A 22124-nucleotide genomic window follows, 5' to 3' on the forward strand; every position below is an offset into this window, starting at 1 on the left:
TGCGTCACGGGAAAACGGTAATTTTTTGCTTCGCGGCTATTTACGCCCACCCACGCGCATAGACATAAGACATGCCTTTTACGTGGAGAGATGGCGATGTTGCGTTCATTAATGAAGCTGGTCATTATTCTGGCAGGCAGTCTGCTGATTGCGGCCGCGACCAATTTTTTACTGGTGCCTTATAAAATCCTTGACGGCGGAATCATCGGAATCGCCCTTATTATCAATTATTTATCCGGCACAAGCATCGGGCTTGCCGTTCTGCTCTGCAGCCTGCCGGTGTTCCTGATTGCCTGGTACAAAGAGCGCGGGCTTTTTTACAGCAGTGTGCTGGGGCTTATCGCCTCCTCCGCTCTGATCGAGCTGCTCTCTCCCCTGCAATTTTACTTTTTGTACTACATCGAGCTGGGTTCGGTCTCCAGTGCCATTATCGGCGGTTTTCTCATGGGGACCGGCCTCGGGCTGATGCTGCGCTTCAAAGCCAGTACGGGAGGAACGGATCTGCTGGCCAAGCTCATCAAACGGTATGTGCCGCTGAATGTCGGCCTCATTATATTCCTGACGGACGCTGTGATTATCGGGACGGGTGGTTTGCTGATATCCAAAGAAACCTTTCTGCACTCGCTGCTGACGATCTTTTCGGGTGGGGTGGCGACCGGCCTGCTCACGCTGAATGAATGATGTGCGTCTTACGCTGGAAATGTAAGCTAATCGGCGGGTACAGGCCTTGCAATTTTCCGGCTTTGCGGCGACAATCGGATATATGACATTCCAGGGGAGGATCAATCGAAGTTGGATAGCCCAAGCAACAACAGCAACACTTCCGCGCATGACATTACGGATCTCTGCCTGCTGGCCGGCAAAATTATGCTGCAGAGCGGCGCGGAAACGTACCGGGTAGAGGACACGATGTCACGTATGGCGGCGGCGCTCGGTTTTCCGGGGGCGCACAGCTATGTGACGCCGACCGTTATCATGTTCACGACCAGCCGGACCGAGCCGGTGAAGCTGTTCCGGATCGCCGAGCGGACTACCGATTTGCAGAAGGTGTCGGAGGTGAACGACATTTCGCGCCGCCTGAGCGAACGCCAGATCAGCATGGCCGATGCCCGGGAGCGCCTCGGCCGGGTGGACGATGCCGCCCATGCCTACCCGGCATGGCTGCAGATCCTCGCAGCAGCCGTGACGGGCGCCTGCTTCACCGTGATGTTCAAGGGCAGCCTATGGGATGGCTTGCCGGCGCTCTTCGTCTCCGGCCTCGGCTTCGCGGTCGCAGGTTATCTGCACCGGCTGGTACAGATCCGGTTCTTCGCCGAGTTCAGCGCTTCGTTCCTGATCGGCCTTACTGCATTTCTGGCCGTCAAGTTCGGGATCGGCCGCGAGATGGACAAGATCATTATCGGATCGGTCATGCCGCTCGTTCCGGGACTGCTCATCACGAACGCCGTCCGCGATCTGATGGCCGGGCATCTCGTATCCGGCCTGTCCAAGGGCGCAGACGCTTTTCTGACCGCCTTTGCCATCGGGACAGGCATCGGGCTTGTGCTGTCGATTTTATAATCAAGTGAAAGAGGTCAACCCTTCATGATACTGCAACTCATCATCAGCTTTTTCGCTGCAGCGGCCTTCTGCATTCTCTTCAATGCACCGCGGCAGGCGCTGTTCCAATGCGGCATCGCCGGCATGATCGGCTGGGTGCTGTATTGGGAACTTGAGGGCGAGTGGGGCATTGTGATCTCCACTTTTGCCGCTACCGTTGTCGTCGGCGTCATCAGCCAAATCTTCGCCCGTTCCTTCAAGATGCCGGTTATCATTTTCAGTGTCGGCGGTATCATTCCGCTGGTTCCGGGCGGTCTGGCCTACGATGCCATGCGCAATTTCGTGGAGAACGACAACAACCAGGCGATTCAATATGCGGTGGAGGCCCTCCTGCTGTCAGGAGCGATCGCCACCGGGCTCGTGCTCAGTGAAGTTCTGGGGCAGATGTTCCGGCGGAAAGCACGGTAGCATCCAGGACACGGACACGGGAAGGAAACACCCGTGTACACTAACAAAAGCCCGGCCGCGGAGGATAAATCCTCTCTGCGGCCGGGCTTTTCACATTCCGCACTGGCAGGAGCCGGAAGCGTTATGCCAGAATTTTTTGATAACTGACGATATCGAGCCAGACGCCGAATTTGCAGCCGATTTCTTTGAACAGGGCACTCTGCTCATACCCGTGCCGCAGGAACAGCCGCCGGCTGGGCTCATTGTCCGCGCAGACAGTCGCTACCAGCGTATGAAAGCCCAGTCCGGTGGCCTGCCGCTCAATGAAATCCAGCGCTTGTCCGCCGATGCCGTGTCCGCCGCTCCCCGGCTTTAGGTAGATGCTGATTTCACCGGAAGTATCGTAAGCCTGTTTATTCTTATGTCTGGCGATCAGGACATAGCCCAGCATCGTTCTCTCCTGCATAATGGCATAAGATTTGAACCGCAGGTCCCCGCTAAGTACGGACAGGCGCATCTCCGCCGGCTCCAGCGGCTCTGTATGGAACGAGACAGTAGTGTTCAAAACATAGTAGTTGTAGATGTCTACAGTTTCCTGCAGATGTTCTTCGCCGATTTCAACAAACGACAGTGTTAAAGCTCCGGTCTCCCCCATATTCTAATCCTCCCAAATCGATGTTTCCAGCTGATCTACGAACCGGCGCAGCCTTCCGGCGATGCGCATATTAATAATGCCATCCTGGTACATCTGCTGGACCTTGTCCCGCTGCTCCTGGATTGCCTGCAGCTTCATCTCCAGCTTCCGGTCGTCGACCACCCCGTCCTTGCTCCAGCCTTCACCCTGCTGCAGCCGGGTTTCCAGGCGTTCGTACTTGTCGATGACACGCTGCGCAGCCAGACGGTTCTCTTCCCTGATCCCGGAACCAACCGCAGAGGCAGCAGCCTGGCACATTGCAATTTTGGCCTTGCGGGCGCTTTCGGCCGCCTGAACGGCTTCACTGCTCAGCTCTCCGCCGGAACGGATGGTGAAGAGCCCGGAGAACAGCCGCTGCAGTTCTGTCAGCGAGAACTTCACCTGCGTATCAAATCTCCGGCAGAGCACCGCCTCGGTGTGATCCAGCATTTCCTCCAGCTTGACTGCGACCGGCGCCTCGATCCGCCCTTCTTCCAGGAGCCGCCGCAGCTCTGTGCGTTCCGCCTCCAGACCGTTGAGCCGGGCTTCTACGCCCAGCTTGCGGAAGCGTTCTGCGGCGATATCGTTCTCCGTCTTCGGCGCGCACAGCCGGTCAATCTTATCGGTGAATTCCAGCAGCGCCGGCTGCGTCCCGCCTCCCGGCGCATCGGCAACAAGTCCGCGCAGCATATTCATACCTGCATCGATCACCACGGACCGGGCGGCAAGCTCCTGGCTCCGCGATTCCGGCTCCGCCATTTCCGCTTTATCCGTCAGGAGCGGCAGAAAGACGCTGGCGATCACCAGCGACATCAGAATTACCCCGGCCGCCAAAGCGATGATAAGGTCGCGTTCGGGGAACGGCGAGCCGTCGCCGAGGAACAGCGGAATTGAGAACGCCCCGGCCAGGGTCACCGCGCCGCGCACCCCCGAGATGGAGGTGATCAGCTGCGACTTCAGCGCCGCACGCTCCTCCTTCCGCCTGCGGCTCTCAAAGAAGGAATAGGCATACACCCACAGGAAGCGGATGGCAATCAGCAATGCCGTAATGGCCAGCACATAACCGAAGACCGTACCGTTGCTGATCGATTCATCATAATAAATGACCTCCACCACGTCAGGCACCGATACGCCGAGAATGAGGAATACAAGCCCATTCAGGATAAACAGCAAGACCGACCAGGTGCTGGCCGATACCAGCTGGAGCTTATACTGCGGCGATACCGCGCGGTCCTTCTCCACAGCGTAGACAATCCCTCCGGCCACGACAGCCAGAATCCCGGATACGCCGATCTCTTCGCTGACGAGATAGATGATAAAGGGCGTCAGAATCTGCAGCAGTACATGCACCGTAACGTCTTCCATGCCGAGCCTGCGGATAACTACGCTTAACCGGATCAGAAGAAAGGACAGCACAGCTCCCAGCAGAAGCCCTCCCGCGGCAATCAGAATAAAGCTCAGCGTCGCCTTCGGCAGCGAGAACACTCCCGTCACCATTGCGGCAATAGCGAACTTGAAGGCAACCAGACCGGAGGCATCGTTCATCAGCGATTCGCCCTCCAGAATCCGGTGGATGCTGCCCGGCAGATGCACACGACCGGCCAGCGAGCTGACCGCGACGGCATCGGTCGGCGACAGAATGGCGGCAAGTGCAAAAGCGGCGGCAAGCGGAATCGAAGGTATCATCCAGTGGATGGCATATCCTGCGACCAGCACAGTCACGAATACCAGCCCCAGCGCCAGCAGCAGAATCGGCGCCCTTAAGTTCCAGAGCTCGTCGCGCGGCGTTCTTTTCCCGTCATTGTAAAGCAGCGGCGCAATAAATAGCAAGAAGAACAGCTCTGGCTCAAATTCCATATGTATTCCCGTCGGAACCAGCGCCGCAATGATTCCAAGTCCGATCTGAATCAGCGGAATCGGTACAAACGGGATGAACCGGTGCACGATATTGGATACCGCGATTAACACCAGCATAAGCAGCACGGCCAAAAATGTCTCCAATCCTCTCAGCTCCCGAATGTATTTTACATAAAATTATAACTCAATTCTCTGCAGGGTAGCAAAGCAGCCGGCGAATCCCCGCTGTTGCATGCAGACACCGCTCTATTGTTGAACAGCATGCCCATTGCCCCTGCGATAAACAGCAAACGGAAGGCCCGGCCGGATTTCCGGCTTGCCTTCCGTTTGTTCTGTTGAATCCGGTTCATGATTCCGAAACTACCGTGAAGCGTTCACCGATATGCTGCGGGCGCTCTATTTCGTCCACAACAGCAATGGCATAATCCGCATAACTGACGTAGCTCTCGCCCTGCGAGTTGAACAGCAACTGGTCCTTGCCCGTGGCATACGCTCCCTTACGCTCACCGACGGCAAAGTTCGCGGATGGACTGATAAAGGTCCAGTTAAGCCCCTGCGCACTTTGCAGAATCTCCAGATTCTTGGCCTGATTTAAGGCCGTTGGCTTCACGAAATCTGGAAAACCGGGCGCTTCCGCTACCTTCAGCGTATGGCTCTCGTCGGTATACAGACTGCCCGCTCCACCGACCACAATCAGCCGGATATCCGGGGCATCCTTCAGCGCTTCAATCAGCACATTTCCGGCATCCACATGCAGATGCTCTTGGCCGAACGGCGCGCCGAACGCGTTGACCACGGCGTCGAATCCCTGCAGATCTGCCGGAGTCAGGGCGAATATATCCTTAACGAGCACCGCCGCCCGGCTGTCTTGCACTTTGGCCGCATCGCGGACGACCGCCGTAACCTCATGCCCGCGGTTCAGCGCCTCCGCTGTAATCTCGCTGCCTGCCTTGCCGCCCGCTCCAATAACTGCAATTCTCATTGTATCTCCTCCTAAGTGAATAGTTAACGCAGTTTTCCTGCCGGCACCTGCTTAATCTCCCTGTTATTCCGGTATGTTCAATCCTTCTTAACGGACAGCTTAATTCCAATATTCCACGGGTCATACAGGGTAACATTATCTTCCGCCCGTTCCACCCGGTAGCCTGCATTCCGGATACGTTCCGCCGCCGCCTCAAGCTCGGTCCGGTCCGGCAGCACAAGCGTAAAGTAATCGATGCCGGGCGCATCGGCAGGTGCGGCCGGAGCACCATGTCCCGCCCAAATATTCAGTCCCATATGATGATGATAGCCGCCTGCAGAGATGAACAAGGCGGAATTACCGAAGCGGGTCGTCGGCTGGAAGCCGAGGGCGTCCACATAGAAGGCAGCCGCTTCGGCCAGGTCGCCGACATGGAAATGAACATGCCCGATGACCGTCCCGGCAGGCAGGCCGTTCCAGGCCAAGCCTTCCGATGCCGCGAGCAGCCCTTCCACATCCACCGGATCGGTCGTCATGATCACATTTCCCTGGGCATCATGTTCCCAGCCCTCGCGGGGGCGGTCACGGTACAGCTCAATGCCGTTATTGTCCGGATCCTGAATGTAAAGCGCTTCGCTGACCAGATGATCACCTTGGCCAATCTCAATGCCGGACCCGATCAGATTGCGCAGCACAAGGCCCAGGCTCGGACGGTCAGGAACCAGAATGGCAAAATGGTACAGACCGGCTGCCGAATTCGACCGCAGCGTCTTCGCTTGCGGAATCTCGCGCAGGACCAGCAGCGGATGTTCGCCGTCCGCGGTCAGTTCCGCCTCGCTTCCTTGCCGCCGCAGCAGCTGCAATCCTATAACCTCCTGGTAGAATTTCAGCGAACGTTCCAAATCACTTACTCGAATCTGCACCTTCCCGATTCCAGTATCCTGGTGCAAAATGGCTGTGGCCTCCATCTCAATCCCTCCTGATTCTCTACTGTTCGGCATAGAACCGGTATCCCGCTTAGTGTGGACATAATCCCCAGGTTCTACGCATAGCTGTAACTATCACTGTTACAATTTAACTAACTTTAGTATAGCTACAAATAATAAGTTCGTCAATGACAAAATAGTAAGCGACACAGACTTATTTATGAATCATTTTGTTGTCCATATAAACCCTCTTTTCGAGTGTTGCCGTATTAACCCAGCTCAACAATAATTCGCGGTTAATCAGAAATTGGTCATCCACTTTGATAAACGGCAATCTCTCACCGGTGAAGATGCCGTTATTGCTGAGAATCGCGCTCTCAGCCTTCATAATATTTAGCACCTGATCCTCGGTGATGCGCAGCAGGATCGCCGCTTCGGTCAAGGTGAGCAGAGGGCTGTCTGCAGTAAGCCGGGCCGGTTCCTGCTGCTGTGTATTCAACTGCATAGAACCGAGCATCCGGCAGCCCGCAATGAATGAAGCCCCCAAGATCAGACTTGCCGCCAAAACGATGAATGGGTTATTTTTTAACATTAGCTAACCGCTCCTTATGTATTTATTATTAATGCCAGTGTACGCTTACTGGAATATGGTGTAAAGAAAGGGTTCCAGGTCTGCCTTCTGAATGCAAATATGCAAAAAAATGACCCTGCCGGATGCCGGCAGGGTCCCATTCTATTGTAAGGGGGTTATGGAATTACTATAACGCCCTAAGCTTAAAACATGATGAAGCAAAGCTAAAAGTTCGCTGAAACGGATATTGATAACCGGTCACACAAAGGGCTCTGCCGAGGGGACGGCAAAGCCCATAAAACGTATCCACTGGGGGTGGAGACCTTCACTATACAGCATGAACCTTAAAATTACATAAATGTAAGCTTAAGTTTACCTAAAATCCGCTCCCTGCGCCTGGTCAAGGGCCGGAATCGTGTCTGCAACCTGCTCCAGGGTGACACCTTTCAGCACATCCTCCATCGCCGTTTGGGCAGCGGAGAATACAGGAACAATGGCCCCCGCAATATTCCGTCCGACCGGACAAGCCGGATTGGGATGCTCATGCACCGCAAACAGCGAGCCTTCCCCGACCGCGTTAACTGCCCTATAAATGTCGAGCAGCGTAATATCGGAGCTGCTGCGGGTCAGTCTGGCTCCCGCCACGCCGGGCCGGACGTCCACCAGTCCTGCTTTATGAAGCATGCCGGTCAGCCGCCGGATGACGACCGGATTGGTGTTGACGCTGGCGGCAATCCATTCCGAGGTGCTTTTGCCGTCCTTGTTGCTGTCGATTAAAGTCAAAATATGAATCGCCACCGCAAACCGGGTGCTGATGTTCATGGCCGTTTCTCCTTCGATGCTGCTTCGTACAGACTGTATATTAATGCAACCATGATAGTTACATTTCATCCGTTTGTCAACGGTTTACGTAGACACCCTGAATCTCGTACGGGTAATCAATTTGCCGCTTTACCGTTTGCAGCGCCTCTTCTCCGGCAAGCAGCCGGATCATATATAGTCCCATATCAATGGAAGTGGACACTCCGCCGCCCGTAATCACGTTCCTGTCATGCACAATCCGTGTCTGGACCACCTCATTGCAATAGGGCTCCAGCAATTCATAAGCCGACGGATGAGTAGTCGCACTATGGCCCGCCAGGAAGCCCGCCGCTCCCAGGAGCAGTGAACCGGTGCATACCGACACTATATAGCGGACAGTCTCCGCCCCGCGCAGCCATGAGATGAAATCATCATTGCAGCGGAGCTTACGGGTCCCCATTCCTCCGGGCACAAAAACCAGATCATACCGGGATAAATCCGGCTTCACCCGGCCAATACAGACCGTAAGCCCCATTTCATCCGTCACCTGTTCTTTAGTGCCGCAGACCTCCCATTCCAGCCCCCGTCCAGCGGGAAATTGTCCTAGCCGGTAAATCACATCATAAAAGCCGGCAAAATCCAGAAAGGTTACTCCGTCAAAAAGCACCAACGCGATTTTCAATGTTCCTCTCTCCCTATATGTCGACGGATATGCAGACGGACTTACGCACTGGTCAGAATAATCGGTTCCCCGCTAGTCACGATGATCGTGTGCTCATACTGCGCCACACGGCTGTTATCCTCCACGCTGAGCGTCCACCCGTCCGCCTGCTGTTCCACAAAGGAGGTACCGGTGGAGAGAAAAGGCTCCACCGTAATCACTTGACCCTCCTGCAGCACTTCGGTCGAACGGGGATGATAGAACGGCAGAATCTCGAACGGCCGTTCATGCAGCGCCCGGCCGATTCCGTGGCTGCACAAATTGCGCACCACTTTGTAGCCGCGCCGGCCCGCCTCCAGCTCCATGACCCGGCCGATCTCGCTGACCTTCATCCCGGAGCGCAGATGGTTGATAACACTCATCATCGTCTCTTCTGTGCTGCGGCACAGCTGCACGAGCTTTTCATTGTACGGCGGCAGCTGAAACGATACGCCTGCGTCGCCAAAGTAACCGTTCAGCTCGGCGGACACATCGATGTTAATCAGATCCCCCGGCTGAATCACCCGCTTGCCCGGAATGCCGTGCGCCACTTCCTCATTGATGCTGATGCAGGTATAGCCCGGGAAATTATACGTTACCTTCGGAGCGGACTTCGCGCCGTGCGCCTTCAGAATCTTCTCCCCGATCTGGTCCAGTTCGGCGGTCGTCATTCCCGGCTTAACCTGACGCTTCATCTCGGCGATGGTTTGGCCCACCACACGGCCGACTGCCTTCAGCCCTTGCAAATCCTCTGCGTTATTACTTGTCATACCCTCACATCCTCATAAGTTAATAGTCTTTGCTATGAATATATATGCTGCCGGGTTGTGCTACCGCTCAGCCTTTTCAAATAACTCTCCGGTCCAGCGGTAAGATTCCGTAAGCGTCCCGCCCAGCGAGTTATCGTAATGGCTTGCCTGGAATCCGCCTGGCACTTCGTTGAGCTTAATAGAGTACGGCTCTTCCCCGCCGCTGAGGAACAGCCAGGGATGCTGGCGGATAGTCAGCTCCTCCACCTTATTATTCTTGAGTGTGAATATCTTATAGACATATCCATTGCCCGACGCGTACTGGCCGATTGTAAAATCGGGGGACTCATCGCCGTTATAATCGCCGAACTGAATATCGAACAGTCTGCCGAAGCTCAGTTCCTCCTTCGCCGACTCTCCTTCAAGAGTATAACTGCTTAACGTGTTGCCTGCATCACCGGCCACCGTAAGTCTGAATTTTCCGCTCCATTGTCTGCCGCCCAGCGGCGACAGGTTGGTCCAATCCTCGCTGTAGCTGCCGCTCCAGAGCTGCAGATTCAGGAATGCCCGTTCGCCCGTAAGCGGATAAAGGTCCGTACGGGATATCGTCAACGGCCCGTCAGTGGTCACAGATGACGGCTCTTCGGCTTCGCTGCCGGAGTAGACATATGCCCGCAGCCTGTCCGCTTTTTTCACAGAAATACTGTACCCTTTGGAGCTGCTCGATTCAGCGACAAGCAGCCCCTGATATCCCGTTTCCTGGCCCAGGTTAAGGATATAGTTCTCCGTATAGCCGTCCCCGTAGGTCAGCATCATGCGGAATTCCACACCGTAATCCAGTTCGCCGCCGATTTCCCGGCTGGAATTCATGGCGTCCGCCAGCAATTTCAAGAATGCGGGGTCCGTAAAGGTTTTCCGTTCAAACGGTGCCTTGTCCTTCTGCCCTTCCTCCATCTGATAGACCAGCTCAGCCTGCTTCAGCCAGCGGGCATTGACGGTTCCCAGCGATCGTCCGCAGCCGGATAGCATTACCACCAGCAACAATATAGGTATAACTCTTAGAAAGCGCCGGATGTTCCCGCCTCCTGTCCTTATATTCTACTTTTCAAATTCGCCACGTTAAAAAAAACAACCGACTCGCCGCAAACACACGAATCGGTTCCTTGCACAGAATGCAGAGGTATGTATCCGAGATTCCTGTATAGCATGGATTATATCAAAACGCCTGCCGCTTTCAGCCAGGCTTTGGCTATCAGGGCATGTCCGGCCGCAGAAGGATGGACACCGTCGCCCGCCCAGAATGCCGGCTCTGCCTTGACCGAAGCCTGGGCGAACAATCCATCCAGCGGAACAAGTGCGGCGCCATATTCTCGTGCAAGACTTCGCACGACATGAATCTTCGGATCCAAATCAGCGCGCCAATGCTTGCGGTCTTCCGGTACCGACAGTACAAACGGCTCCACGAAGATCAGCTTTGCACCCAGCGACTGCAGCGTGCGCTCCGCCAAATCGCGGTAAGAGGCTTCAAACTGCTCAACTGCTGTCTCATAGCCGGAATCATACCTGCGCCAGGTATCGTTGATGCCGATATAAATGGACACCCAATCCGGCTGCAAAGCAAGGCAATCCCGCTCCCAGCGGTTCTGCAGATCAACTGCGCGGTTGCCGTTGATGCCCCGGTTATAGAAGGTCAGCTTCTTCTCCGGATATCTTAAACCCAGCTGTGCAGCAACCATCAGTGCATAGCCTGAGCCAAGTGAAGCCGGATCGGCGTAATTTCGGCCGCAGTCTGTAATGCTGTCACCCTGAAATAGAATGATATCATTCTCTTGGAATGGCATACGATGTCCCTCCCGATGTTTCAAAATAAGATAATACCCGTTACAATACTACATTATACCAAATCAGGACAGCACGGACAGTGTGAAATGCGGCTTCCGGGTGGGGCAATGCTGTGAAATCCGGCAGTCTATCTTAAATTCAAAAAACCGCGCATAGCGCGGTTTAAATCCAATCATATCGCCCCTTGCCCATCGGAGACTGCTTCTCGCGTCTGCCGTGAACCTTGTGATAGATGGCGACGGTCCCAAGCACCAGGGCTGCCATCGTCAAATACATACCGCGGTAGCCGGTATAGGGCACAAGAATTCCGACAATCAGCGGGCCGACGCCAATGCCGAGATCCACCGAGAAGAAGAACGTTGAAGTGGCCAGCCCGATCCGGTGCGGCGGAGACACCTTGGCGGTGATGGCTTGGGCGGAAGACATTACGGTGCCGTAACCGAGCCCGATAATCACCCCGGCAAGCAGCAGCATCAAGCCGTGGCGGCTTTCGCCAAGCAGAACGAGACCGATGCTGAACAAGACCAGCGCGGGATACATAATCACATTGTCTCCCCTAGTGTCCAGCAGGCGGCCGGTGAACGGCCGCGAGAGCAGCACGACCACCGCGTAGACCACAAAGAAAAAACTGGCGGCTTCCGTTAGCCCGATATGGATGGCAAAGGAATTCAAATACGATAAAATCCCCGAATACGCGATACCGAGCAGAAAAATAATGGACGAGACCGGAACAGCCTTCACTTCAAAAAAATCATTCCATTTGAAGCCCCTGTTTACCGGGCGCACTTCCTCAGCTTCCGGGATCCGGCCAAGCAGGGCAACCAGAATGCTGAGGACAGAGAATACGGAGCATGCGGTAAATATTACATCGTAATCATAATGCTGTGTAATAAATAGACCGAGGAACGGCCCGACAGCCGTAGCCAGGGTAGTGCTCAGTGAAAAATAGCTTGTCCCTTCTCCTCTGCGCTCGCGCGGGATCAGGTCCATCGCCGCTGTAGTAAGGGCTGTGGTGGCCGCCCCGAAGGCGATGCCGTGAACAAACCGGATCATGTACAGAAAGGCCAGGCCGTTCACCGAGTAGTACAGCAGCGTTGCCAGCAAATATAAGGCGAGTGTGCTGTACATCAGCTTCTTGCGCCCGATCCGGTCCATATATCTTCCCGCCAATACCCTGGAGATCAGACCGCCCAGAATAAAAGTGGTGGAGGCCAGCCCGGCCTGGCCCTGCGAGGCCTTAAACTGTTCAATCGTATATACTGTCATTGAGGTCATGAGCAGATAGAACGATAAGAAGGTAAAAAAGGTAGTCACAATGACAACAATGAAATCCCGGGTCCAAAGCTTCGGCTTATTCATTTCAGCGTTCCTCCACATCTGTTAAACAAACTATGCACCATGCCGCCTGTAATCAATGGAATGCCACTGAGTATTTTACAGTTGGTACCTTTTAATTATATACCTTCTTATCGATCGTGCGAATAGTGACTTTTAAGTCATTTTGTCAACCAAAAATCCCCCCTGCCGGATTGCCGAAGCAAAGGCAGAGGGGATGCAGCATGTTCAATGCGGCGATTAATACGCCAGGCTGAACAAGCCTTTAATATGGGAGAGATAGCGGATGTTGCTCGCTTCCTTCATCAGTGTTGCCGGAAGGCCCTTCAGCGGGGTTGAATTGCCGCCGACAATCGCTACGCCGTCCTTACGGCCGAGACTGGCCAGGGTACCGGAGTTAATCGGGCTGAAGCCTTCCATGGACTTGCCGTTCAGATGGGCATACAGGTTGTAGCCGATCTGCTCGCCCATCTGCCAGGCAATCTGCGCCGTTGGCGGATAGGGACGTCCGTCCGGACCGAAGAACACGGCACTGTCGCCTGCTACAAAGACATCTGGATGCGAAGTAGACTGGAGGTATTCATTGACTGTGGCGCGGCCGCGGTTCACTTCAAGTCCGGATTCTCCGACCAGCGGATGGCCTTGTACGCCTCCGGTCCAGACAAAGGTATTGGCCACGATCTGCCGTCCGTCCTTCAGGTCGATCGTGTTGCCGGCTACATTAGTAACCGCAAGACCGGTCAGGAATTCCACACCGCGTTGCTCCAGACTGGTTGTCGCCCGCTCAATCAGGTGGTCAGGCAGCACCGGCAGGATCTTCGGTCCTGCTTCGACCAGCATCAGCTTGATTTCCTTCCGGTCAACACCGTAGCGCTTGGTCAGCTTCGGCAGAATGTCGGCGATTTCACCGACCAGCTCCACGCCTGTCAGGCCGCCGCCGCCGATAAGAATCGCAGCGTCTGCAGCATTTTTCGTTCTGGCATATTCACGGATGCGGTCCTCGATATGCGCATGAATTTTGTTGGCGTCCGCCGCCGATTTCAGCACCATGCTGTGCTCTTCCAGTCCCGGAATGCCGAAGTAAGCCGTTACGCTTCCGAGGCCGACGACCAGCGCATCATAGGACAGCGTTTCGCCGTTCGAAAGCTTAATTTGCTTATCGGCCACGACAAAAGAAGTCACCTTGGCGATCTTCAGATCAATATTCTTACCGGCCAGCAGCTTGCTGAGCGGCATCGCGACCGCCTGCTCGGAGATGCTTCCGGCCGCGAGGCGGTGAAGTTCGGTAATAATCTGGTGGGTCGCAGTCTGGTTGACTACCGTAATTCTGGCATCGTTCTTGGATAAATATTTACGTGCGGTAACGGCGCTGAGCAAGCCGCCGTATCCGGCTCCGAGAATAACAATATGTTTTGACATCTTTTCTTCCTCCGTCCTGGCGTGTTGAATAGTTAGATATTATTGTTGTCGGCTGCGTTCGCCGCTGACCTGGAGATACGCGTTCAGGAAACGGAGAAGTTTCTGTACTTGCGGATCTTTAAGCATCTTCATCAGACCGAACACGCTGACTGTTTCAGTGCTGGCATTCGCCCGGTCCTTGGCTTCAATAACGGTGGCCGCCATGTTCTTGACGGAGCCCACCACAGGATCGGCCAGCTCCTTGATTGCGCCCACCGTATCATTCTTAAGTACCTCATCAGTCGCCACCGATTGCACGAAGTCATAGGACTTTGTCAGTGCGCCTACAAGCTGGGTGATTTGCGGCAACTGCTCAATAAGCTTGGTTAACGATTCCTGAACCTCCGGCTTCAGAAGCTGGTCCAGCATATCCGCCTTAGAGTAAGCGGTGTTGACCCCTTCTTGTTCAGGCTGTGCTTGCGTAGTTGTTTCCGACATATCAGGCTCTCCTCTTCTTGGACTTAACTGCTGTTTTTGTAGTAGCTCTCTTGCCCTATATGATTATTATATCACTCATCATGTTATAAATGTCACAATCTTTTCAGCTTTCTAGCCTTATTTTGTGATAACAATCACTTATTTTATTCGTTTTTCTCTGTTTTTTATTTATTTTCGACCCGGATTGCTTTTCATCATTGACGAAGAGGTGATACTGTGATATCTTGAGCAAGTAACTTAATGTAAGTTAGTTAATTTTAATTATTTATGGTTTATTAACCAATACATATGATCATTGGAGGGTTCTTAAATGAGCGCTTTTACAGAATTGGTGCAGGCCAGAAGATCGGCAATGAATTTCGTGGAGGGAGTGACGATTCCGCGGGGAGAGCTGGAGGAAATGTTCTCGCTTGCCCGACTGGCCCCGTCCAGCAACAATCTGCAGCATACCCATTATAAGGTCATCAGTGATCCGGCACTCAAGGAACAAATCCGGAAGGCCGCCAATGGCCAATATAAGGTGCATACTGCCTCCGCGGTCATTCTTGTCCTTGGTGACAAGCATGCCTATAAGCAGGCGCCGGATATTTACAGCGGCCTGCGGCTGCTCGGTGCGATGAGCCAGGAGGAATATGACGAGACGATCACTTCGATCAATGACGCTTATGAAGGCAAGGAGGCTTTCCAGCGCGATGAAGCGATCCGCAATGCTTCCCTGTCGGCCATGCAGTTCATGCTGATTGCCAAGGATAAAGGCTGGGATACCTGCCCGATGATCGGTTTTGATCCGGCGGCCATCGCCGAAGTCCTCGCACTCCCGGACCATCTCGTACCCGCGCTGATGATCACCATCGGCCAAGACAACAAGCATAAAATCAGACCGCGCGGCTACCGCAAGCCGGTCCACGAATTTGTTGAATTCCTGTGAGCCGGACGTGCCGGGCGGTTCTTTTCCAGTCTCCTTAGATTGATAGAAATAGAGGGGAAATCCCCTCTATTATGCAATATCACGGTTACTTGGCATAGTGCAGGATGGCGGCCGCCGCCCGTTCCCTGCGCTCCGGATCGCCGCTGTGGAGCGCCTCCTTCAGCACTTCAAGCGCGGCGGCGATCGTCCCGGCATCCACCTTGGGCGCCTGCTGTCCCTCCGGCTCAGCTTTGCCGGCGGCAAGCCACAGTTCGGCCTTTGCCGCCGGCAGCTGCCCTTCGTACCGCACAATCCGGCCTTCAGATTGCAGTAGTGCTGCAATCTGCGGATTCACTCCGGCACGCGGCAGGCTGCGCAGCCAGGTTACGCCGCGCCGGTGGCAGCGCAGGCCGCCGTCATCCTTCAGATGTTCGGCATAGAAATAATCGCCCAGATCGCCAAGATATACCCACTCCTTGTCGGCAATGAGGATATAATCACCATCCTGCATAAGGTGTACAAAGGTATGGAGAATCTCCAGCACCTCTTCCATTTCTTCCGTGCTATAGCGGCCTTCAGCTTCCAGCATCCGGCGGATATTCTCCAGCGGCATCTGCTGCAGATCACCGGGGCCGGGAATGCCGGGCGAAACATAGTTTTCTTCCAGAAACTCGCCTGCTGCTTCCTCTCCAAGCAGAGTACGTATGATGTACAGATTCATAAGGTTACTCCTTCCTGATCCCGCATTGCTGCTCCGTATCCAGTAAATAACGGATAAAATGCTTATAGTACCCTTTGGAGCGTCCCGTAACATAACAGCCATCGTTATCCGGGTCTTCTAACAGCTTACTTAGGCGCAGGCCTCCTGTGAACGGCTTCACTACGGAACCGCGCAGGCGGGTTGCCTTTACCGCTTGGCGCGGACAGGCATATACGCAGCGCATACATAACAGGCAATCCGCTCCAAAGGTAAAGCTCCCCGCTTCCAAGGCAATGTTGCCCACCGGACAATTGCGGACACATTTCAGGCAAAAGGTGCAGTCCTCTCCGACACGCAGTCCTTTAGCAAAGGTCTTGCCGGCCACCCGCTCCTCCCAGACATACAGCCTTCTGAGCACATGCTCCAAGAGCGGATGCACCCTGAGCTCTCTTACGCTACCGGCGGCAATTTCATCTGCAAGCAGCTCCAGCTTACCAAGTGCTGAGCGGTATAGCTGCTTGTTTAAGCGGTCATCATATTTTACATAGAAATTGCAGGGCATAGCCAGCAGAGAGTTATGAAACACACGATAACCGTTGTTTGACAAGCGGCAGATTAAGACATTGGAGGCGCTATAGTTGACGCGATGCGGCGAGGAAGCCGTCTTGAACACAAATACCGGCATGTCATTGCCAGCAGGCAACTGTAACGCAAAAGTCTCCGCCAGCCGCGGCGCCCCGAAGCCGTACACCGGATGGCCGATCCCGATCAGGCCATAATCGCTGAAATCCGCGTCCCGTTTGCCGTTCAAAACATCTTCCATCCGGCACAGTCCGGTGTCGATGCCACGCCGGCGCAGAGCCTCCGCGTATCCCTTGGCGATCAGCTCTGTATTGCCCGTCCCCGAGAAATAGCATATGATCGCTTTGCCTACAGGCCGCATGAACCTTCCCCCGATCTCTAAATAGCGAAATTTTAAGTAAACACAAGAATGATTCCGCTTTCATAAGGTAAATATGCTATAGTTATCCATTTTCCGCCCACAGGACTTTTTACGTCCCGCTGCTTCCGCTGTATACTGTAGACATCAACTCAAGGCTGGCAACAGATCCGGAGAAGCCCCCCGCAAAGCGAGGCTTTTGGTAAGAAGCCGATTCTGGTACTTTGCGTGGACCCTGAATCAAAGCCGCTATGCGGCGTCTGCATTGCAATAGATTCGGCTTCCGCCGTCTGTGCCCCTGAGCTTGAACCTATATCTTGGAACCGGCCTGCTCTGCTGCTACAGGCTGACCCCGGAACGATAGAGACCGAAGCTTCTTAAAGCTTAAAGACGATGTACCCGATTATCGTTGCCGGAGGATGAGCTGCTGGAGCATAGCGACGAACCGGTTGGGCCGAACTGCTGCTCCTCGGACAATTGCACCGCGAAAGAGACAAGATAGGAAAAAGGAGTCTGGGCCCCGTATGGATATAGTGCTTGCCGCGTAAGCCTCTGTCATTGATCTGTTCAATGGCGGAGGCTTTCGTGTGTCTGCGGTAACACACCTGATACCCGGATGCTGAATATTCTAATCATAATTCATTATGCTGAAAGCAAATTTCACCGGAGGTGTGCGCAGTTGAAAGGAATTATCCGCACAGCTAAGCCGTTCCTCTCCCCCAAGGTTTTTGCGCCAGACGGGAGCCTTCCGGCCCCCAAAGCATATGTATATCGAGATCCGAAATTCGGATTCAGCATGATCATCCCGGGCTGGTGGCAGAAATACTCCGTAATCGAAAGAAGTCCGTCTGCGGGCGACGCAGATTACGGTGTGTTCTTCCTGTTCAAATACAAAGGCAAGACCTACGGCGACGTCTTCAGCCTGCTGGTCTTCCGCATGTCCCTGCAGCGGTGGATTAACGAAAGCTATGATGATTCCCCCTATGTCCGGCTTGCTACGCGTGACGGGCTGATCTTTGCCTACACCACACCCGGGGAGCTTCCGGAGGAATTTCTTGACGAGACGGGCAATGACTACGATGATGTAAAATACGCCTTGCCGATCCGGCTGATGTCCCGGATGGTCAACGGCGATGCGCCGAAGATCGCAAGGTCGCTCAAGCTGGCTGCGAAACCAAGCCGGAAGCAAAGAAAACATCAGCCGATGAGATCGTCGTGATCAACGGTAAAAGCCCCTGCCGGGCGGCCACAGGCCGGGCTAGGGGCTTCACGGTCTCTTTCGTCAGGACCAATTGAAAATCAGTCTGCCATTCTGCATCTCCTTGCAGCACAAGGCCAGCAGCATCAGGTCACGCAAATGTCTGCAGGCGATAACATCACAGATAATGCCCAGCAGCCGTTCCAGCTCACGCAGCAGAAGCTCCATTTCACCGCTGGAGAATCCGCAGTCCTGTCCAGCTACGAGCTCACTCAGCGGCCCCAGATGCTGGCTCTGCTGGCACAGCAGTTGCTCCTGCTGCTGCGGGTGCACTTTGGCCAGCGGCTCCCCGTCCATCGCTTCCAATATGATACTATACATTGCTCGCTCACCAGCCCCAACCCCCAGGATATGTGAATTGCAATTTCGCAGAAGCATCGGTGTCAAATACTTTATTCAACGCCGCCAGGAAAAATCCTCCAACCACTTGCCTGAAAATCCCGAAACAAGCAATAAGCCGTTCATTTCCTCCGCAAAGGGGAGACGAACGGCTTACTGCTGCATAACTTATGCGGGCGTCCCATTAAGCCCTGAAACAGCTCTTACTGGGGTTCGCTTCCCCAGGCCAGACTTCCGGCAATATAAGCCGGCAGGTGTGTCCAATCGGCAAAGGTTGTGGCCGAGCTGTTGAACGAATAGTCTCCGGTCTGTGTATAATTGCTCCAATCCGTCTTGGAGATCCGCGTCTGGATATCGATGCTTGCCCCCGCAGCCAGTGTTCCTGCGGCAGAGGTGAACCCGATTTCCAGATAATAATCGGCCCCTTCCTTGGCGGCAGGCAGCTTCACAAAGGTACCGGTCACATTTGCACTGCCCACATGCGACCAGTCAACGAAGAAGCTCTGTGCCTTCTCTCCATCAATGGTGTAGTAATACCGCAGCTTCACATCCGCCAGATTAACGGCGCCTGTGCCCGTATTGACCAGCTTGATCCGCGGACTCAGTGAATTGGAGCCTGCGGCTGTAGTACCATTGTACATTTGCACCTTGAGTGCACCGCCCGGAACGGTGGTTGTCGTATCCGCTACGGCAATAGCGAGCGTCTTGGCGGCGCCGGCGCTGAAATTAAAGGTCAAAGTCGTTGTGCCCACGGTCTGCGCAGCCAGATATTCCTTCTTGATCGTTACTGTATTGCCGCTTACCGTATAGTCTGTGCCGGCAGTCAAAGTGGCGCTGCCATTCTTGATGGAGGCCAGCGTATTGCCGTTTAAGGTCATCGTCACCGCAATATCCGCCTGGTTCACGGTCTTCTTGTCAAAAGAAGCTGTAGTCGGAGCAATGGCCGATTCCGCTGGCGCAGACGTCGTGTCCACCACTGTAACGGTGAGCGGCTGCGCCGCACCGGCGCTGAAATTAAAGGTCAGCGTGGCCGTTCCTACGGCCTGTGCTGCAAGATAAGCCTTCTTAATCGTTACTGTGCTTCCGCTGACCGTATAATCCGTTCCTGCCGTCAAGGTTGCACTGCCATTCTTGATAGAAGTCAGCGTATTGCCGTTCAGCGTCAGTGTCACAGCAATATCCGCCTGGTTGGCGGTCTTCTTGTCAAAGCTGGCCGTCGTCGGCGCGATGGATGCACTATTGGCTGGCGGGTTGACCGGATCGGCATATAACGTGCCGCGGCCGTTGGTTCCCAGGTAGACCCGGCCGTAGATTCGCGGATCGCCCGTGATCGCTACGTTGATCTTGGCGTACTGGTGGGCGTCGTCATTGATCCGCACCCAGGTTACGCCCGCATCATCGGAGCGGAAGACACCGCGGATGCCATCGATCTGCGCCACGGTGTAGAGCGCCATATAGCTCTGGCCTGGAGCGGCCTTGCCGAAGCCGATCAGGTCGGCTTCCTCCACACCCGGGAGACGGGTGAAGCTTGCACCGGAATTGACGGAATGCCACAGGCCATACTTGCCTTCCTCTGTGCTGCCTCCGGCGAACCAGATATCGCCTTCAACTCCCGGCAGTGCCTTCAAGCTGACCTGCGTATTCGCGGACGGAATGCCTGAAGCCGCAGTCGCGGTGAAGGTTGCTCCGCCGTCAGTACTGAGATAGAACACGCCTTTATTAAAAGCATAGAATTTATTCGGATTCACCCGGTCGGAAGCGATCTTGGCCCCGGCGGGAAGTCCGGCGCTGGCCGTCCAGGAATTGCCGGAAGTCTTGCTGTAGAATACGCCGACATCCGGTGTACTCCAGACCACGGCATTGCCGTTAGCAGAAACGGCGACCTGGCCGCCTCCGGCCGTTGCCTTTCCACTGCTGGACGGCTCGGCATTCGGCATGTACCAGTTGCTGCCGCCGTCGTTAGAGAAGCCAATTCCCTTCATATTCGGGTATTTGGTCTTGTCCGGCGTGCCTACACGCACAACGAAAGCCGGTGTCAATTCGGCGTAATCGATGCCCTGCGTGGATGACCAGAACGGCTGCGTCTGGTACTTCGTCGGCACGGCCGACACGTCGTCATACCGGAAGCCGGATACGTCGCCGAGCGCCGTAATCAGATGCGGGCCTGCCGGCGGGCTGATTAATCCAAGCACGGCCGTCTCCTCCACACCCTTGGCCATGACAGAGATGTTGACTGTACCGTCGCTATCCCAGGCGGTCAGATTACCCGAGCCATAGATCGTCGCCCCGGTTCCGTACATCATCCGGTCGGAGTTGAACGGGTCGATCTCCAGATCGCCCATCATCCAGCCGAGCTTCGGTGCAGGATCCAGCGAGGTATTGGTCTGGCCGTGATCGAGCCACGGCGCCGCCGTAATATCCATCTTGTATTTCATATTGCGCTCGGGATAATAGCCCCAATCCCAGTTCCGGCTCCAGGTCGCCCCGCCGTCGGTGCTGCGGAAGATCACTTCATCCGGCCACCAGGCATTTAGACTGGATACCATCAGAGTATCCGGGTGCTGGGCATCCACAGCCAGCCCGCCGAAGCCGTACCAGTTGTCTTCACCGGCCGTCGGGCTGATGTTCGTCCAAGCTCCGCTGGCGGTGTTGAACTTCCATACCTGTCCCTTGCTGCCGTCGTAGGGACCTACGCCGTTGCTGTACGTAATGTACAGATTGCCGGTGGAGGCAAGTACACCGTGATGCGGAAGCAACCCAACCGGCTGTCCGGGAACCGCCGCCCAGGTGGCGCCGCCGTCGGTGCTGCGGTAGACGCTGCTGGCGGTATCCGCAACCCCTACATAGATCGTTTGGGTGGCACTGCCGGAAGATCCGGTGCTTTTGTCAAACGTAATCCAGGACAAGCCGACAATATCGCTGCCGTATTCAATGGTCGGATCCTGGACATAGGTTCCGGGATTAGGGAAGGAGGTCACCTTCGACCAGGTCACGCCGGAATCCGTACTCTTCCATAAACCGTTGCCGCTGCGGGCCCCGAAGAACAGAATACTGTTCTTGTTCGGGTCGATGACCAGGCGCTCCCCCGCCGAACGGCCGGGCATATTACCGCCGACCTTGAAGGGCAGCGGAGTCGTCTGCCAGGTGTTGCCCCGGTCGCTGGACCGCATAATCTGGCCGTTCGTGTCCCAGCTGTTGGTGTAGGTCCCCGTAGCCATGTATACCTTGTCCGGATTGACAGGGTCCGTGGCCAGCGCATCCACGCCGTTCTTGTTCCAGTCCACCCAGCCAACGGAATCAGTCAGCGGAATCCAGCTGCCGGTGGCCTGGTTCCAGCGGTAAGCTCCGCCGATATCGGTGCGGGCATAGATCAGATTCGGCTCGCTCTCATTAAAAATAATCCCCGGCACAAAGCCGCCGCCCGCGCCGGTGTTCACGCTCTTCCAGGTATACGCTTCGCTTGCCGCAGCATCCACAGCCGCCGGCATTGCGGCAAACATCGAGCTTGTCATGGCGGCCAGCACAACAAATAAACCTATTTTCCGGATACGCTTTCGCATCATCATATTCCCTCCTTAATTGATCTTCTGCTCCTTATAGCCAATCCCCAAGCTTGACGGCCAACCTGCCGTCATCCTCCTCTCTGCGAATCTATGAATCTATAAATCTTCTGCAAAATATAT

At 54.9% G+C, this 22124-nt stretch carries 22 protein-coding genes; 5 read left to right on the top strand and 17 right to left on the bottom strand.

Annotated features, from left to right (window positions below):
- Positions 1–96 precede the first annotated feature (96 nt).
- The 3 genes from F1381_RS10665 to F1381_RS10675 all read left to right on the top strand — a co-directional run bounded on the left by F1381_RS10665 (position 97) and on the right by F1381_RS10675 (position 2007).
- On the top strand, positions 97–681 hold the full coding sequence (locus tag F1381_RS10665) for a YitT family protein (RefSeq protein WP_343043398.1): 585 nt from the start codon (positions 97–99) through the stop codon (positions 679–681).
- A gap of 111 nt (positions 682–792) precedes the next feature.
- Positions 793–1560 carry a threonine/serine exporter family protein gene (locus tag F1381_RS10670; RefSeq protein WP_151734829.1) on the top strand — a complete coding sequence of 256 codons (768 nt, stop codon included), beginning with the start codon at positions 793–795 and terminating at the stop codon, positions 1558–1560.
- Positions 1561–1584: 24 nt separating this feature from the next.
- Entirely contained in the window at positions 1585–2007 is a 423-nt protein-coding gene (locus F1381_RS10675) for a threonine/serine exporter family protein (RefSeq protein WP_151734830.1), read from the top strand.
- 121 nt (positions 2008–2128) lie between these two features.
- On the opposite strand, the gene F1381_RS10680 is transcribed toward F1381_RS10675, so the two are convergent.
- The 13 genes from F1381_RS10680 to F1381_RS10740 all read right to left on the bottom strand — a co-directional run bounded on the left by F1381_RS10680 (position 2129) and on the right by F1381_RS10740 (position 14297).
- Positions 2129–2641 (bottom strand): GNAT family N-acetyltransferase, encoded by a 513-nt coding sequence (locus tag F1381_RS10680; RefSeq protein ID WP_151734831.1) that lies wholly within the window; start codon positions 2639–2641, stop codon positions 2129–2131.
- Positions 2642–2644: 3 nt separating this feature from the next.
- On the bottom strand, positions 2645–4660 hold the full coding sequence (locus F1381_RS10685) for a Na+/H+ antiporter (protein WP_151734832.1): 2016 nt from the start codon (positions 4658–4660) through the stop codon (positions 2645–2647).
- Between the two features lie 202 nt (positions 4661–4862).
- Positions 4863–5498: an NAD(P)-dependent oxidoreductase gene (locus F1381_RS10690; RefSeq protein WP_151734833.1), complete on the bottom strand. Its 636-nt coding sequence runs from the start codon at positions 5496–5498 to the stop codon at positions 4863–4865.
- Positions 5499–5575: 77 nt separating this feature from the next.
- Positions 5576–6445 carry a VOC family protein gene (locus tag F1381_RS10695; RefSeq protein ID WP_151734834.1) on the bottom strand — a complete coding sequence of 290 codons (870 nt, stop codon included), beginning with the start codon at positions 6443–6445 and terminating at the stop codon, positions 5576–5578.
- Positions 6446–6617: 172 nt separating this feature from the next.
- Positions 6618–6995, bottom strand: a complete 378-nt coding sequence (locus F1381_RS10700) for a hypothetical protein (protein ID WP_151734835.1) — start codon at positions 6993–6995, stop codon at positions 6618–6620.
- A gap of 351 nt (positions 6996–7346) precedes the next feature.
- Positions 7347–7796, bottom strand: coding sequence for an Rrf2 family transcriptional regulator (locus F1381_RS10705; protein ID WP_151734836.1), 450 nt, complete (start codon positions 7794–7796; stop codon positions 7347–7349).
- A 76-nt stretch (positions 7797–7872) separates the two neighbouring features.
- Complete coding sequence (locus F1381_RS10710; protein WP_151734837.1) at positions 7873–8457, bottom strand: DJ-1/PfpI family protein; 585 nt, start codon at positions 8455–8457, stop codon at positions 7873–7875.
- A 41-nt stretch (positions 8458–8498) separates the two neighbouring features.
- Positions 8499–9245, bottom strand: a complete 747-nt coding sequence (map, locus tag F1381_RS10715; protein WP_151734838.1) for a type I methionyl aminopeptidase — start codon at positions 9243–9245, stop codon at positions 8499–8501.
- A 60-nt stretch (positions 9246–9305) separates the two neighbouring features.
- A complete protein-coding gene (locus F1381_RS10720; RefSeq protein WP_151734839.1) occupies positions 9306–10268 on the bottom strand; it encodes a hypothetical protein in 963 nt (320 codons plus the stop codon).
- A gap of 167 nt (positions 10269–10435) precedes the next feature.
- Complete coding sequence (locus F1381_RS10725) at positions 10436–11065, bottom strand: SGNH/GDSL hydrolase family protein (protein ID WP_151734840.1); 630 nt, start codon at positions 11063–11065, stop codon at positions 10436–10438.
- A 163-nt stretch (positions 11066–11228) separates the two neighbouring features.
- Complete coding sequence (locus F1381_RS10730) at positions 11229–12425, bottom strand: MFS transporter (RefSeq protein ID WP_151734841.1); 1197 nt, start codon at positions 12423–12425, stop codon at positions 11229–11231.
- Between the two features lie 216 nt (positions 12426–12641).
- The gene (locus F1381_RS10735; protein ID WP_151734842.1) at positions 12642–13820 is read right to left on the bottom strand and encodes an NAD(P)/FAD-dependent oxidoreductase; all 1179 of its coding nucleotides are present in this window, start codon (positions 13818–13820) and stop codon (positions 12642–12644) included.
- Positions 13821–13859: 39 nt separating this feature from the next.
- Positions 13860–14297 (bottom strand): DUF1641 domain-containing protein, encoded by a 438-nt coding sequence (locus F1381_RS10740; RefSeq protein ID WP_151734843.1) that lies wholly within the window; start codon positions 14295–14297, stop codon positions 13860–13862.
- A gap of 310 nt (positions 14298–14607) precedes the next feature.
- On the opposite strand from F1381_RS10740, the gene F1381_RS10745 reads away from it, so the two are divergent.
- On the top strand, positions 14608–15225 hold the full coding sequence (locus tag F1381_RS10745; protein WP_151734844.1) for a nitroreductase family protein: 618 nt from the start codon (positions 14608–14610) through the stop codon (positions 15223–15225).
- A gap of 85 nt (positions 15226–15310) precedes the next feature.
- On the opposite strand, the gene F1381_RS10750 is transcribed toward F1381_RS10745, so the two are convergent.
- Both F1381_RS10750 and F1381_RS10755 read right to left on the bottom strand, forming a co-directional pair.
- Positions 15311–15925 carry a hypothetical protein gene (locus F1381_RS10750; RefSeq protein ID WP_151734845.1) on the bottom strand — a complete coding sequence of 205 codons (615 nt, stop codon included), beginning with the start codon at positions 15923–15925 and terminating at the stop codon, positions 15311–15313.
- Positions 15926–15929: 4 nt separating this feature from the next.
- Complete coding sequence (locus F1381_RS10755; RefSeq protein ID WP_151734846.1) at positions 15930–16847, bottom strand: EFR1 family ferrodoxin; 918 nt, start codon at positions 16845–16847, stop codon at positions 15930–15932.
- Between the two features lie 676 nt (positions 16848–17523).
- Here F1381_RS10755 and F1381_RS10760 point away from each other — a divergent pair.
- Positions 17524–18063 (top strand): hypothetical protein, encoded by a 540-nt coding sequence (locus tag F1381_RS10760; protein ID WP_151734847.1) that lies wholly within the window; start codon positions 17524–17526, stop codon positions 18061–18063.
- Positions 18064–18126: 63 nt separating this feature from the next.
- On the opposite strand, the gene F1381_RS10765 is transcribed toward F1381_RS10760, so the two are convergent.
- Both F1381_RS10765 and F1381_RS10770 read right to left on the bottom strand, forming a co-directional pair.
- A complete protein-coding gene (locus tag F1381_RS10765) occupies positions 18127–18423 on the bottom strand; it encodes a hypothetical protein (RefSeq protein ID WP_151734848.1) in 297 nt (98 codons plus the stop codon).
- Between the two features lie 221 nt (positions 18424–18644).
- Positions 18645–22004, bottom strand: a complete 3360-nt coding sequence (locus F1381_RS10770) for a X2-like carbohydrate binding domain-containing protein (protein ID WP_187355289.1) — start codon at positions 22002–22004, stop codon at positions 18645–18647.
- Positions 22005–22124: the final 120 nt, after the last annotated feature.

Origin of the sequence: Paenibacillus tengchongensis (genome assembly GCF_008973665.1) — a bacterium.
In the GTDB taxonomy this organism is placed as follows: domain Bacteria; phylum Bacillota; class Bacilli; order Paenibacillales; family Paenibacillaceae; genus Paenibacillus_AQ; species Paenibacillus_AQ tengchongensis.

Excerpts from the sequence above, each read along its gene's own strand:
- F1381_RS10665 (WP_343043398.1), top strand. The coding sequence starts at position 97 with ATGTTGCGTTCATTAATGAAGCTGGTCATTATTCTGGCAGGCAGTCTG.
- F1381_RS10675 (WP_151734830.1), top strand. The coding sequence starts at position 1,585 with ATGATACTGCAACTCATCATCAGCTTTTTCGCTGCAGCGGCCTTCTGC.
- F1381_RS10680 (WP_151734831.1), bottom strand. The coding sequence starts at position 2,641 with ATGGGGGAGACCGGAGCTTTAACACTGTCGTTTGTTGAAATCGGCGAA.
- F1381_RS10690 (WP_151734833.1), bottom strand. The coding sequence starts at position 5,498 with ATGAGAATTGCAGTTATTGGAGCGGGCGGCAAGGCAGGCAGCGAGATT.
- F1381_RS10695 (WP_151734834.1), bottom strand. The coding sequence starts at position 6,445 with ATGGAGGCCACAGCCATTTTGCACCAGGATACTGGAATCGGGAAGGTG.
- F1381_RS10700 (WP_151734835.1), bottom strand. The coding sequence starts at position 6,995 with ATGTTAAAAAATAACCCATTCATCGTTTTGGCGGCAAGTCTGATCTTG.
- F1381_RS10705 (WP_151734836.1), bottom strand. The coding sequence starts at position 7,796 with ATGAACATCAGCACCCGGTTTGCGGTGGCGATTCATATTTTGACTTTA.
- map (WP_151734838.1), bottom strand. The coding sequence starts at position 9,245 with ATGACAAGTAATAACGCAGAGGATTTGCAAGGGCTGAAGGCAGTCGGC.
- F1381_RS10725 (WP_151734840.1), bottom strand. The coding sequence starts at position 11,065 with ATGCCATTCCAAGAGAATGATATCATTCTATTTCAGGGTGACAGCATT.
- F1381_RS10730 (WP_151734841.1), bottom strand. The coding sequence starts at position 12,425 with ATGAATAAGCCGAAGCTTTGGACCCGGGATTTCATTGTTGTCATTGTG.
- F1381_RS10735 (WP_151734842.1), bottom strand. The coding sequence starts at position 13,820 with ATGTCAAAACATATTGTTATTCTCGGAGCCGGATACGGCGGCTTGCTC.
- F1381_RS10740 (WP_151734843.1), bottom strand. The coding sequence starts at position 14,297 with ATGTCGGAAACAACTACGCAAGCACAGCCTGAACAAGAAGGGGTCAAC.
- F1381_RS10745 (WP_151734844.1), top strand. The coding sequence starts at position 14,608 with ATGAGCGCTTTTACAGAATTGGTGCAGGCCAGAAGATCGGCAATGAAT.
- F1381_RS10750 (WP_151734845.1), bottom strand. The coding sequence starts at position 15,925 with ATGAATCTGTACATCATACGTACTCTGCTTGGAGAGGAAGCAGCAGGC.
- F1381_RS10755 (WP_151734846.1), bottom strand. The coding sequence starts at position 16,847 with ATGCGGCCTGTAGGCAAAGCGATCATATGCTATTTCTCGGGGACGGGC.
- F1381_RS10765 (WP_151734848.1), bottom strand. The coding sequence starts at position 18,423 with ATGTATAGTATCATATTGGAAGCGATGGACGGGGAGCCGCTGGCCAAA.
- F1381_RS10770 (WP_187355289.1), bottom strand. The coding sequence starts at position 22,004 with ATGATGCGAAAGCGTATCCGGAAAATAGGTTTATTTGTTGTGCTGGCC.